Origin of the sequence: Kribbella sp. NPDC051620 (assembly GCF_044453825.1) — a bacterium.
Classification (GTDB): Bacteria; Actinomycetota; Actinomycetes; order Propionibacteriales; family Kribbellaceae; genus Kribbella.
In genome coordinates this window covers 425,216-438,733 of record NZ_JBITDB010000003.1, presented here as the reverse complement: position 1 = coordinate 438,733, position 13,518 = coordinate 425,216, and the positions used below count along the sequence as shown (strand labels likewise).

8 protein-coding genes and 1 tRNA gene are annotated in these 13,518 nt (G+C 68.8%); 8 read left to right on the top strand and 1 reads right to left on the bottom strand.

Annotated features, from left to right (window positions below):
• Position 1 precedes the first annotated feature (1 nt).
• The 5 genes from ACIA12_RS15095 to ACIA12_RS15075 are packed head-to-tail and all read left to right on the top strand — an operon-like array spanning position 2 to position 5,094.
• Entirely contained in the window at positions 2-346 is a 345-nt protein-coding gene (locus tag ACIA12_RS15095) for a hypothetical protein (protein WP_396367551.1), read from the top strand.
• Between the two features lie 26 nt (positions 347-372).
• Complete coding sequence (locus tag ACIA12_RS15090) at positions 373-1,707, top strand: glycosyltransferase (protein ID WP_396367550.1); 1,335 nt, start codon at positions 373-375, stop codon at positions 1,705-1,707.
• The gene (locus ACIA12_RS15085) at positions 1,707-3,080 is read left to right on the top strand and encodes a hypothetical protein (RefSeq protein ID WP_396367549.1); all 1,374 of its coding nucleotides are present in this window, start codon (positions 1,707-1,709) and stop codon (positions 3,078-3,080) included. The genes ACIA12_RS15090 and ACIA12_RS15085 overlap by 1 nt, the downstream gene beginning before the upstream one ends.
• Complete coding sequence (locus ACIA12_RS15080) at positions 3,077-3,790, top strand: hypothetical protein (RefSeq protein ID WP_396367548.1); 714 nt, start codon at positions 3,077-3,079, stop codon at positions 3,788-3,790. Before ACIA12_RS15085 ends, ACIA12_RS15080 begins: the two co-directional genes overlap by 4 nt.
• 2 nt (positions 3,791-3,792) lie before the next feature.
• Entirely contained in the window at positions 3,793-5,094 is a 1,302-nt protein-coding gene (locus tag ACIA12_RS15075) for a hypothetical protein (RefSeq protein ID WP_396367547.1), read from the top strand.
• A 290-nt stretch (positions 5,095-5,384) separates the two neighbouring features.
• Here ACIA12_RS15075 and ACIA12_RS15070 read toward each other — a convergent pair.
• Positions 5,385-5,458 (bottom strand) — tRNA-Arg (locus tag ACIA12_RS15070).
• A 219-nt stretch (positions 5,459-5,677) separates the two neighbouring features.
• Here ACIA12_RS15070 and ACIA12_RS15065 point away from each other — a divergent pair.
• From ACIA12_RS15065 to ACIA12_RS15055, 3 genes are all read left to right on the top strand, one after another.
• The gene (locus tag ACIA12_RS15065) at positions 5,678-7,393 is read left to right on the top strand and encodes a PrsW family glutamic-type intramembrane protease (RefSeq protein WP_396367546.1); all 1,716 of its coding nucleotides are present in this window, start codon (positions 5,678-5,680) and stop codon (positions 7,391-7,393) included.
• Positions 7,394-7,483: 90 nt separating this feature from the next.
• Positions 7,484-11,812, top strand: coding sequence for a dynamin family protein (locus ACIA12_RS15060; protein WP_396367545.1), 4,329 nt, complete (start codon positions 7,484-7,486; stop codon positions 11,810-11,812).
• Positions 11,809-13,473: a GTPase gene (locus ACIA12_RS15055; RefSeq protein WP_396367544.1), complete on the top strand. Its 1,665-nt coding sequence runs from the start codon at positions 11,809-11,811 to the stop codon at positions 13,471-13,473. Before ACIA12_RS15060 ends, ACIA12_RS15055 begins: the two co-directional genes overlap by 4 nt.
• Positions 13,474-13,518 lie beyond the last annotated feature (45 nt).

Below are 13,518 nucleotides of genomic sequence, written 5' to 3'. Positions count from 1 at the left end.
CATGAATTCGGAGATGGTCGCGGCCGACCCGGGCCGCCACATGCTCAGTACTTATCGGCACGGCTGGGATGGGCAGGGGCAGGCCGTCCAGGCGCCTGTCGAGTTCCGCGAGCAGGCCGCCGGTTCACGTGAGTCGCTGCGGCCGCCGCAGGACGAGGACGCGGCTCGGACGGTCGAGTTGGGCGGTACCGAGGTACTGGTTGCCGCATCCCTGCTCCGGGAGCTCTCAGCGCGTCTGCGCCACGACGCTGCCCGTGGCCTGATCAGCCCGGACGCCGAGCAGGTAGCGGCGCTGTCCGACGAGCTGGTCGAGCGCTTCTACACCGCCACCGGCCTGCGCGGCTGACCGAGAACACCGGAGGAACGAAAAGCATGTCCGATCCCTTCGAGGGTCTGCCGAACACTGGTCGTCCGCTGCGCGTACTGGCTCTCGCCGACAAGTGGTACGGCGGCGGGCCGTTCGCGGTGAACCGTGAGGTCGCCCAGTCGCTGGCCCGGATGGGCCACCAGGTCACCGCCCGGGTCACCACCCCGACCGACCCGCACCCGCTGGTCGACATCCAGGTGCTCAAGCCCGTCCCCGGTATCAGCGACACCCGGGCGCAGTTGCTGCGTGCCGACGGGCTGCCGCCGGATGTCGACGTGATCCTCGGCCACGGCCGGTTCTCCGGTGGCGCGGCCGGCTACCTGCGGGACAACTTCTATCCGAACGCCAAGGTCATCCACTTCATGCACGTCACGGCCGACGAGATGGACCGCGGCCGCGGCAACCCGCAGCAGTCCAACGAGCACACCATTACCGAGCGGGCACTGGTCGAGCGGGCCGACCTCGTGGTCGGTGTCGGGCCGTTGCTGACCGAGGAGGGCCGCAGGCTGGCCCGGATGTGCGAGAAGCCGCCGCCAGTCGTCGAGCTGAAGCCCGGCATGGTGATGGAGTCCCCGGCCGTGCACGACCCCAACCAGCGGATGAAGAACCTGCTGGTCTTCACCCGTACCGACGACCCGCTGAAGGGCGCGGACATCGCGGCGCGGGCAGCGGCCGAGTTGCGGGCCCGGGGCCTGCAGGTGCAGTTGACGATGCTCGGCGCGCGGTCGGCCGAAGTACCGGAGCAGGAGCGGGCACTGTCCGACATTGCCGGCTTCCCGGTCCGGGTGCGCGGCTATACGAAGGACCTGAGCGTGATGGCGGCCGAGATCCGGGGTGCGGACCTCGCCATGCACACAGCCCGCTGGGGTGACTACGAGCTGGCCCCGCTGGAGGTAGCCGGCTACCGGGTGCCAGTGATCGTCGGCAACCACACAGGTGTCGGTATGGACCTCAGCGACCCGAACAGCGTGCCGCAGGGCATCGGCGACGCGGCAGTCGTCGACACCACCGGCTTGTCCCAGGACCAGTACCACCTTGCCTTCGCGGACAAGGCCGAGTGGCATCTGCGCAACCCGGATGAGTCGAAGGCCTCGGCGAACCGGCTGGGCGACTACTTCGAGCAGAACCGCAGCTGGGATCACGGCACCGCCGGGCTGGTCAAGGAGATGAGCAAGCACGGCATGATGCCGAAGCCCGAGCCTGGTCAGCCGATCAAGGGCCCGGCCGACATGAGCCGCTTCCTTGGTACCGGTGGCGCGGTCGACCTGTCGAAGGGCGACGGTGCCCGGGACAAGCCGGCCACTGTCACGTCCATCGGCCGGCCCACCCTGGAGCGTTGATGGCGGGCAGACCCTGGGTGCTGGTCGACATCGACGGGGTGCTGAACCCGGAGAAGAACCAGGCCGAGCGGGGCTTCACGCCGTACCGGCTGAAGGGTGAGGAGTACCTGGTCTGGCTGCATCCCGAGCACGGGCGGATGCTGAACGACCTGGATCGCGAAGGGCTGGTCGACCTGCGCTGGGGGACCACCTGGAACGACGCCGCCAACCGGATGGTCGGTCCGGCGATCGGGCTGGACCGGCGCTGGGAGTTCGTCAACATCGACAGGGCTGCGGCTGGGCCTGTCCGGTTCGGGCACAACTGGAAGGCGGTCAGTGTTCGGGAGGGGGTCGGCGACCAGGCGTTCGCGTGGCTGGACGACGCGATCACCGAGCCGGACCGGCTGTGGGCCGAGGACCGGGTGCTCGACGAGGGCATCCCGACCCTGCTGATGCCGATCGATCGGAATGTCGGTCTGCAGCCGGCGCATCTGGATGAGGTGCGGCACTGGGCTCGGAGCGTGTCCGAGCCGTCGCCGGTCAGCACTGAGCAGTTGCTGCGGCGTACGCCGGACCTCGCGGCCGACCCGGTCGCAGTGGCCCGGGCAGAGTGGCTGGCGCGGACGGTGGCGGCGTTGCCGGACACAGTTGCTGCTAGCAACGGTCCGTTGAGCCGGAGCGAGTTGGCGCTGTCGGTGTGGGATCGGACGGCGCATGCTGTCACTGCGGAGTACAAAGCCTCTGGTGCTGCTCCTGTCGATGACTTCGTGCGGCAGTCTCTGCGCCGGTATGTCCGTGGCCAAGGTGATGCGGCGATGGCGTGGGCGGATCGGGCGGCGCTTCGTGCGGCGACTCCGCATGCCGGGCATGTGCGGCCGGTGGGTCCGCATGAGCATCGGCTGGTGCTGCCGGCCGAGCCGGGTCGTGAGCACGGGTATCAGGTGCAGGCGTTGATCGACTCGGCTGCTGCGGTGATCGGGACGAACCCTGATTGGCAGCGGGTGCAGAAGTCTGTCCAGGTCGGTGCGGACGGGCCGACGATGCTGGTCAATCTGCGGGCGGACCGGAAGACCACTTCGACCGGCTTGACCCTTGCCTTCGGCAACGCTGGGGCAGTCGAGCGGCCGTACGAGGACCTGCTGCGCGGTGGGCCTGAGGCTGCGCTGGAGGCTGTGCGGACGGCCACCGACTACGAGATCGAGCCGCTTGGGCAGGTCGTACAGGGGTCACAGGCAGACGCGCAGGGGTTGCGGCTGTCGCCGCTGACGGACCCGGCGTTGCTGCCGCCGGGAGCGGCCCGCCCGGGAACTACAGTGCCGCAGGGCACGCGAGCCGAGAACAGTCGCTGGACCGGTACGGCCGGCCAGCAGAACACGACGAGGACGATGGAATGACTTTCGACCAGCCTGAGCGCAAGAGCCTGGCGCAGCAGTCCGTGGATGACTGGGAGGCGCTGCGGAGCGTGGGGGAGCTGTTCCCGGGCACTCCGCTGGCGGACAGCGCTTCGCAGTTGCCTGCTTGGCCGGAGAACCTGCAGGGCACGCCAGTGGTGCTCGCTGTGGGGGCTACCGACCCGGTACTGCGTATTGCGGCCTCCACTGCTCGGGAACTCGCACTGGTCGTCACCGACGACGTGGCGGCGGCGCGCGCGGTATTGGACTCGTTGGAGCGCCAGGACGTGAAAGTGGCTGCTGAGGCTTCGGCGGTTGCTGAAGTACAGGGCGAGGGACCTGTGCGCTGGATTGGCGCTAGCCGGGAGACCAGTGCGCTGACGACCCTGCTGGACTCGTCGGTTGCTGAGCGGCTGCGAGTGACGCAGTTGCAGGTTGACGGGGGTGCGGGGGCGGTACTGGAGGCTGCAGCCTCTGGGCGGTTGAAGCTGGACCTCGTCAGCCCTAACCCGGACGATGGAGAGCTCGGGCCGGCGGTAGTGGTCGCTGCCGCGCTGGCACTGCCATTCGTCGACTTCAGGCAGGTACCGGTCGGTGTGGACTCTCTGGGACGGTTCCAGCCGCAGCAGGGCGGTGTCGTCCTCTGGTGGGGCGTGAGCACCGAGGCTGGGGCGTTGCAGGCCTGGCTGACCCGAGTCGACGGCGGTAGGTGACCGTGGCGATCGAACGAGAGCTCCCGCCGCTGGCGGCGATCAGCGATGCGTACGGGCTGAAGGACAAGGCTGACCGGGACGCAGTGGAGCGCATCTACAACGCGTTCCGGGCACATCACGCGCGCTTCGTCACCTCGATCGCACGGGACATGCTGCGCGACCTGCGTCGGGAGGTGGCGGCCAACCCGCACACCAGGGTGGTGTTCCTCGGCCGGGACGGCTACAGCCTGTCGGTAGCGGCCCGGACGCTGGATCCCGAGTTCTTCTCGGCACACTGCCATGACGCTGTCCTATCCCGGGCGGTCGCGGAGGCCGCAGTACAGGACCTGGAGCAGAACGGTGGCAAGTCGTTCCCCGAGATCGCCGGGTACCGGGAGAACACGGCCAGTGTGTCCGCAGAGGACGTCGCCGGGTCGTACCAGCAGCTCACCCGCTACCTGCGTGGCGCAGGCGTCCCCGTCGGTACGCCGGGCAGCCGGGTCGTACTGATGGACAGCTGTCTCAAAGGGACCGTGCAGGAGTTGCTGTCGTCGGCATACCCGGAGACGAAGTTCGAGGGCCGGTACATGTTCTACGACGGCATCGCGTCGGATCCCCACCCGGGGACGAAGCGGGGGTACGTACTGCACCGCGACGAGGGCATCGGCGGCGGCATGAAGGAGCTGCCGCGGGATCCGTCCCTGACGTTCGGGAGCCTCGCTGCGATCCGTACCATCGAGAACTCGCTCCAGGGGCCACTGAGCAGCCCCAAGGCCCTGGACGAGTCTGGCCCGGTCCAGCGCCGCCTCACTGAGGAGCAGGACCGCACCTTCGGCGTCAACCCGATCCTGGTCGACCCGCCGTACCTGAACCCGGTTGTCCGCGAGGCCTGCAAGGTGGCCGGCCTTCGGGCGGTCATGGACGCGGCGGCCGAGGTACGGGACGGCGCTCCGCTCGACACCGCGGCCGTCCAGCAACAGTTCACCAACGACGTCCGGGCCTGGCTGACCCACGCCCCCGGCCAGGACCCTGAACTCAAGGTCCTCCTCGACAGCTTCGTCCACCGCGACGACCACCGAATGGTCCGTCAGGTCGACAAGATGCTCCACGAGAGCACCTTGACCCCAGAGACCCACCAACAGGTCTGGCAGAGCTTCGAGGTGGCCCAGACCCTCCAGGAGAAGCAGGCGGTACTGGCCAACGTCCAGGCCATGACCCAGCAGGCCAAGCCGCAGACCGCTCAGACCGCCGCCGCGGACACCTCGGTCACCCAGCAGGCTGACCGGTCACCGCGGCGCCCCAACCAGTCCTACGAAGTGGGCTGAGTCGGCGCGACTGAGGCGCGTCCGGCTCACCGGGCATTTTCCCGACGCCGCCGATGTTCCCCTCACTACAGTAGTTGAAATTTTAATTAGTGAGTGGGACGTCAGGAGCTCCGATGAACGGAAAGAACGAAGGCCTGAGCCTCGGATATCGGCTCGGGTGGCGGCTGAACTACCTTCTCTTGCACGTGGCCGGGCCGGCCACGCTGTCCAAGGAACTCGATCCACGCTGCAGGATGCGCCGTGAGCGGGCCGCCCGAGTCCGGAAGGCGCGGAGAGTCGCGTTCAGAAGGCGCGCCCGGCAGGATTCGAACCTGCGACCAACGGATTAGAAGTCCGACGCTCTATCCAGCTGAGCTACGGGCGCTCGGCCGGATCGGTGTCCGGCACGGATCAGAGTCTCTCAGATGGTGGGCCGATCGTGCTCGTGGGTTCCTCCGGCGAGGCGGGTACGGCGGTAGGGGCGGCCGGGGCCGGTTGGGCTGCGGCCGCCGGGCTACTGCGAAGTACAGGGTTGTCGTTCCATCCCGGTAACGCCGAGTGGCCGGTCCTGCCTTGTGGAGGGCTCTACAACTAGGCTGCGTGCATGAGTTACCCCTCAGGAGGCCCGCCCGAGTCGCCGCAACCCGCGGTGGAGGCTGTCGGCGCGCCCGGCCAACCAGGCCAGCAACCGGAGCCCAACCGGCTCGGTACCCACCCGGTGCCCGGTCAGCGGCGGAACCAGAGCATCCTGATCGGCGTCGTCGTCGCGGTCGCCTTCGCGATCGCCGGGCTGGGCATCTTCGCCATCGTGGCGAAGTCGACCGGCGCCAGCGGGTTCATGTGGGGCCTGGTCTTCGCGTTCATCCCGGTGGTACCGGTGATCGCGCTGTACCTGTGGCTGGACCGCTACGAGCCGGAGCCGGCCAAGTACATCCTGACCGCGCTGTGCTGGGGTGCCTTCGTCGCGACCCTGGCCGCCATCTTCATCAACACCCAGGCGTCCGAATGGCTGCACGAGTCCGGCAGCGGTGGCAGCCGGGCCGCGGTCTTCGTGGCGCCGCCGGTGGAGGAGTTCGCCAAGGGCTCCATCATCGCGTTGCTGGCGCTGCTGCGGCGCAAGGAGTTCGACGGGATCATCGACGCCCTGGTGTACGCCGGCATGGTCGGCGTCGGCTTCGCCTTCACCGAGAACATCCTGTACTACGGCCGCCTGTTCCATCAGCTGTCCGAGGAGTCCGGCAGCGACGCCGGTCTGCGCGGGACCTTCTTCCTGTTCGTGTTCCGCGGCGGGATCTCGCCGTTCGCGCATCCACTCTTCACGTCGTTCACCGCGATCGGGATCGGGATCGCCGTCCGGCATCGCAGTACCGTCGTGCGGTACCTGGCGCCGATCGTCGGCTACCTGGCCGCCGTACTGGCGCACGCGTCCTGGAACGGCGGGGCGAGCCTGTCCGGCGGTGGCGGGTTCCTGATCGTGTACCTGTTCCTGATGTTCCCGATCTTCATCGCGATGTTCATCTTCGCGCTGGTGATGCGGTCGCGGGAGGGGCAGATGATCGCGTCCCGGCTGTACGACTACGTGCGGTTCGGCTGGCTGGCGCCGCAGGACGTCCCGTTGATCGCGACGCTGCGCGGGCGCAAGGCGCTCCGGCAGAACGCGAGACGGTACGGTCCGCAGGCGGCGGCCGCTGCCAAGGCGTTCCAGCAGACCGCGACCGAGCTGGCCTACCTGCGAGACAAGATCGTCCGCCAGGTGATCGGGCCTGACGCACTGGTGACGGAGAAGGAGCTGCTGGACGAGCTCCGGGCCCGACGGCCCAGCGTGCCGTTCCCACCGATGCCTGCGTTCGCCCAGGCGGTCGTCCCGGCACCGCAGGGCATGCCGCAGGGGATGCCGCAGTACCCGCTCGGAGCGCCGCAGGCGGCGGCCGGTGGGTCGCAGTATCCGGCGCAGGGCCAGATGCCGGTGGGTGGGTCGCAGTATCCGGGTGGGCCGCAAGGTTCGCAGTACCCGGGTGGAGGCACGCAGTACCCGGCGGGCGGGCCGCAGGGACCGCAGTATCCGGGTGGTGGACCGCAGGACCCGCAGTACCAGGGGAGTGCCCCGCAGGGGGCTCAGTACCCGGCTGGCGGGGCGCAGGGGGCGCCGTACCCGGGAGGGCCTGGATATCCACCGGGACAGGCGGGTTATCCACCGCCTCAGCCGGGGTATCCCTCCGGGCAACCCGGCTACTCAGCGGGCCAGCCCGGTTACCCACCGGGACCCCCCGAACCGTCCGGAACGCCGGGAGGATACGGTCCGTATCCACCGTCGCAGTGACTGCCACCCGTCCACGCCGCCAAACGGGGATGAAGATGACTTTGCTTCTGCGCTGTCCGAACGGGCACTCTGTGCTCGTGGGCGGTAGCCGTGGCTGACACCAGGCCAGCTGGTGAGGGTTCGGAGCGTTCGGGAGAGCCGAAGGTTCCGGCCCAGGATCAGCCTGTCTCCGAACTGGCCCGGCTGATCGCCGAATCCGATGCCAAAGGCAAAGGTTTCTGGCGCCGCCGCAAACGCAAGTCAGCCAGTACGCCGACTGCCCCCACCCCCCAGCCAGAACCGGCCGCCCCCCAGGCGACGGCCCCCCAGGCGACCGAGCAGGCAACGGACGCCCAAGCGACGACCGAGAAGGCCCCCAGCCAGCAGGCGACGACAGGCAAGCTGGCGAGCGTCAGCGCGCCCACCGGCACACCCGAGGCCGACAAGCCGACAACGGACGACCTCGCGACCGCGAAGACGAGCGACCAGCCCGCGGTCAAGCAGCCAGCCGAGCCTGCAGCCGACCAGCCCACAACCGAGAAGCCAGTCGACCCAACGGCCGACAAGCCAGCTGCCGCCACCACCGGCAAGCCTGCCGACGCAACAAGCGGCAAGCCTGCCGACGCAACGACCGGCAAGCCTGCCGACCCCGCCGCCGACGCGGCGGTCGCGACCGCCGATGCAAACGCAACCACCGACGCTGCCGCATCCGCCGACGCGGACAACTCACCCACAGACCAGAACAAGCCCACCGGAGCGACCCCCACCGATCCGACGGCTGCCGACTCAACCGACGCCGAGCCGACCGACGCCGAGCCGGCTGACACCCAGGCGAACGACATCCACGCAACCGACACCCACGCAACCGACACCCACGCAACCGACGGTCAGGCAACCGACGGTCAGGCAACCGAGACCCAGGCAACCGAGACCCAGGCAACCGACGGTCAGGCAACCGACGGTCAGGTCGCCGGCGCCGAGGTAGCCGGCAGCGAGCCGACTACAGCCCAGCAGACTGACGCCGAGTCAGCCGACGGACAGGCGTCTGACGTCCAGGCAACTGACGGTCAGCCGGCCGATGGCGAGCAGTTGATCGGTGCGGAGAAGGCGGCCGACGAGCAGTCTGCAGACCAGTCGCCAACCCAGGTACCGGCCGCCGATGCGTCCACTGCGTCGCCCACCGAGGTACCGGCGGTCAACGCGTCCGCCGCCTCGCCCACCGAGGAATCAACCGATGAACACCGCCCGGCCGAGCCCGAACCCGCCACCGCGGTGACCCTGACGGCAGAGGAAGAGGCGTCCCGCCCGAAGGTCGGCGTCGTCTACGAACCGGACGAGTCGGCTGAGGGCTTCCCCCTCGAATACGGCGACATCATCATCGGCCTCCCCAAACAACCAGGTACCCCCGAAGAGCCCACAGCCCTCCGCGACGAAGCCGACGCCGAACTAGAAGCCGTCTCCGCCGCCGAAGCCGAAGCCGCCGCCCAGGAAGCCGAACACCACCTCCAGCCTCCCGCCCAGCCCGAGGCCCCTGCCCAACCCAACGCGGACCCAACCACCGACACTCCAACCGGGCCCGACCCCAAGGCAGCTGGACCGCAGGCCGGGGAGCCGACCGGCGATACTCCGGCAGAGTCCGAAGCCGAAGGTCCCACAGACCCCAAGGCAAACAGCAACGCCGAGCAGACTCCGACCGCTGAGGTCGCCCTGACCGCAGAGCCAGACTCCGCAACACCTGCCGAGCCAGCAGCACAGGACGACGCTCCTGCCCAGGGGCAAGCACAGGACAACGCTCCTGCCGAGGCGGAAGCGCAAGACGGCGCACCCGCCGAGGCGGAAGCGTTGGATGACGCACCTGCCGCGGCGGGCGGAGAGCAGGACGACTCGGCCGCCGAGCCGGAAGCACAAGACGATGCGCCCGCCCACGCGGAAGCACAGGACGACGCATCTGCCGAGCCGGATGCGGATGCTGAGCCGACGGCGGACGCCGAACCGAGCGTCGAGGTCGAGTCGGCTGCGCCTACTGATGACGGAGCCGTGCGGACCGACGACTCTGCCGCCGAGGCGGCCGCAGATGCAGAGGCTGAGGCATCGGCGCCTGCGGAGGGTGAGCCAAGCGCTACCGCAGAGGACAAGACCGCGGACGCCGGCGGTGAGAGCGCTGAAGCTGACTCCGACGACAGCGCGGCAGAAGCTCCTGCGGATGCTGAGCCGTCTGCCTCTGCGTCTGCATCCGCGGAGGGGCAGCCGAGCGCCGTCGCGAACGACGAGAGTGCCGAGGGCGACTCCGACGGCAGCGGCGAGGGCGACATCGACGCTGCGGCCAGCGACTCCAGCGCGGATGCTGACGCAGATGCCGACGGGGACGCCGCCGATTCTGACGCGGACGCCGCTGCCAACTCCGGCAAGGACGACGTCGCCGATTCCGCTGCGGACGCCGCTGCCGAGTCCGGTGGAGATGATGCAGCCGATTCCGCTGCGGACGCCAACACCCACTCCACTGCGGATGCGGACGCCGCCGACGCCACTAAGGACGATGTCGCCGATTCCGGTGTGGACGCCGGTACCGACTCCGGTGCGGATGCCGGTACGGACTCCGACTCCGACTCAGGTACGGATGCCGACTCCGATGCGGATGCGGGCGTCGGCGACGACTCCAGTGCCGGTGGTGCTGACTCTGGTGCTGCGGCTGTGGATGCTGGGCGGGAGAAGTCTGCTGAGGAGGTGGCTACTGAGCAGGCGGCTATGGCGTTGATTACGGCGTTGATGAAGCTGCGCGGCGCCTTGGCTGCCAGTCGGTTGCCTATTGACGTGGTGGGCGCCGACGAGGCTCGCCAGCAGCAGAAGGCGATGCTGGATCAGCTTGACGACTACGTGCTGCCGCGGCTGGTACAGCTCGAGGCGCCGGTACTTGCGGTGGTCGGTGGTTCCACCGGAGCCGGCAAGTCGACGCTGGTGAACAGCATCATCGGCCAGGTCGTCAGCGAGCCCGGCGTACTGCGGCCGACCACCCGTTCCCCAGTTCTGATCCACCACCCGGCCGATGTCGACTGGTTCACCAACGACCGGGTACTGCCCGGCATGGCGCGCTCCAGCGGTGACAGCCCGGGTGGGATGGAGGACCCCGGGCAGATCCGCCTGGTTGCCGCCGACACCATCCCGCAAGGCCTCGCCATCCTCGACGCCCCCGACATCGACTCGGTCGTCGAGGCCAACCGAGACCTCGCCACCCAGTTGCTGGCAGCTGCCGACCTCTGGCTGTTCGTCACCACCGCCGCCCGGTACGCCGACGCGGTCCCGTGGGAGTTCCTGCAGAGCGCCTCGGACCGCAGTACTGCGGTAGCCGTAGTGCTCGACCGCGCCCCGTCCGACACGATCGACGACATCACCGGCCATCTGGCGCAGATGCTGCTCGAGCGTGGACTCGGCGACTCACCGCTGTTCAGCATCAAGGAAACAGTTGTCGACGGCAACGGAATGCTGGCCGGCGAGGTCGTTGCCTCGATCAAGGACTGGCTGATCGACCTGGCCGCCGACGCTGAGGCGCGCTCGGGCGTTGTACGGCGTACCCTGCAAGGCGCCGTCACCGCGATGACCAAGAAGACCCCGGCCTTCGCCAAGGCGGTCAGGGCGCAGGCCGACACTGTCGTGGAGTTGCGGTCGACTGCCGAATCGGCCTACGACCAAGCCGTACAGGACATCGCCAAGGCGACCGAGGACGGCACCATGCTGCGCGGCGAGGTACTGGCCCGCTGGCAGGAGTTCGTCGGCACGGGTGAGTTGCTCAAGGGCCTGCAGACCAACGTCGGCCGCCTGCGCGACAAGGTCCGTACTGCGGTAGTCGGCAACCCGCCGCCGACGCGGGACCTCAAGGATGCCATCGAATCCGGCCTGGAGTCGTTGCTGCGTGAGCACGCCGCAGCCGGTGCTGAGCGGGCGGAGGCGGCTTGGCAGGCGTCGGCGCCGGGTCGCCAGTTGCTCGCGGCCGGTGACCCCGGGATGGGCGGGATGTCCGAGGAGTTCCCGGACGCGGCTGGTCGGGCGGTACGGGAGTGGCAGGAGGGCGTGTTCGAGCTGATTCGCCAGGAGGGCGCCGACAAGCGCAGTACGGCGCGGATCCTTGCCTACGGCGAGAACGGCCTCGGCTTGGCTCTGATGATCTCCATCTTCGCCAGTACTGCGAGCGTCCCGGCCGGCTCGAAGGCCACGACCGGAGTCAGTACTGCCGTGGTCGGACAGCGGCTGCTGGATGCGGTCTTCGGCGAAGAGGCGGTTCGCGGGCTGGCCGCTAAGGCCCGGGACGATCTTGACGCTAGAGTTCATGCGTTGATGGATGCCGAATTCGCCCGCTACCTGGCTGTGCTCGACCAGCATCCGGTCGATCCCGATGCACCCAGGCAACTGACGGAGGCCGCGCGCGCGGTGGAGGACTGCACGTGACGGGAACTGTGGATACGGTCAAGGGCCTGACACGAGGCGCTACCGATGTCCTGACGAAGATCGAGGCCGTGGAGGACGCTGCCGAGGCCGGCCGGGGACGGCTGGACCAGGTGGTCCTGAGCGAGGCGTCGCAGATCGTGGACCGGGCCAGTCAACGGCTCAGGATGTCCGGCGATCTGACAGTCGTGGCGCTGGCCGGTGCGACCGGTTCGGGCAAGTCGTCGCTGTTCAACGCGTTGACCGGGCTGGACCTGGCCGCGATCGGGACCCGGCGCCCGACCAGCTCGATGCCGCTGGCCTGTGTGTGGGGCGAGGAGCCGGCCGGTGAGCTGCTGAACTGGCTGGGCATCCCGCGCCGGCACCAGGTGCAGCACCGCAGCTCGCTCGAGGACGCGCACTCCGAGGACCTCGACGGGCTGGTACTGCTGGACCTGCCTGACCACGATTCCACCGAGGTCGAGCACCGGCTCATCGTCGACCGGCTGGTCGAGCTGGTCGACGTACTGGTCTGGGTGGTCGATCCGCAGAAGTACGCCGATGCCGCGCTGCACAACCGGTACATCAAGCCATTCGCGTCGCACTCGTCGGTGATGGTGTTCGCGCTGAACCATGCCGACAAGCTCACCGACGCCCAGCGCGAGAGCTGCCTCGCCGACCTGACCCGGCTGCTCAAGTCGGACGGTCTCAAGAACCCGCAGCTCGTGGCGACGTCTGCCATGAGCGGCGACGGGCTGGACGACCTTCGGGACCTGCTGGTCAAGCGGGTGAGCGCCAAGCGGGCTGCCCGTGAGCGGCTCGCTGCTGACGTGGATCGCGTTGCAGACCGGATGGCCAGCCAGTGTGGCAACGCCAAGACGCCGGAGATCGCGCAGGCGGATGTCACCGAGCTAGTGGACGCACTGTCGGACGCTAGTGGCCTGCCGGTCGTTGTTGAGGCTGTACGCCGGTCCTACCTCCAGCGGGCGACCGCTGCGACCGGATGGCCGGTCACCAAGTGGCTTGCCCGCTTCCGGCCGGATCCGTTGCGGCGCTTGCATCTGGACCAGGTGCCCCGCCAGCAAGGCAAGGCGCTGCGCAAGTCGGCCTCCAACGAGGTGTCGATCGCCCGCTCAACGTTGCCTGCGGCAACACCCGTGCAGCGCGCACGGATGGACACTGCTGTCCGGACCATCACCAACAAGGCCGCAGCCGGTCTGTCCCGCCCCTGGGCCGATTCAGTCCGTACTGCGATCCGCCGGCGCGAGGAGTCCCTCGGAGACGAGTTGGACCAGGCAGTGGCTCGTACGGACCTGGGCACCAACAACGACCCGGGCTGGTGGGCCGCGGCGCGGTTCCTGCAGTGGCTGCTGTTCCTGGTGGCGCTGGGTGGAGCTGTCTGGCTCGTACTGGCCGCCTTCCTCAAGGACCTGACGCTGCCGGAGTGGGAGGGCATCCCGTACGCGACGATGATGCTCGTTGGCGGAGCAGTCCTAGGAGTGGCTCTCTCGATCGCCTGCCGCCTCTTCGCGACGAGCGGCGCCAACCGACGGGCTCGCCTGGTGGCCAAGGCGCTCCGCACGGAGCTGGAGAAGGTTGCCGACAGCCACGTCGTCGCTCCGGCGCGCGAGGAGCTCAACGCTTACACCATCTGCCGCGACAAGTTGGCCATCGCCCGGGGCTGACGACGCCTGGTTGTTACACCCCATGTAGCGGATTTGATTCGCAGA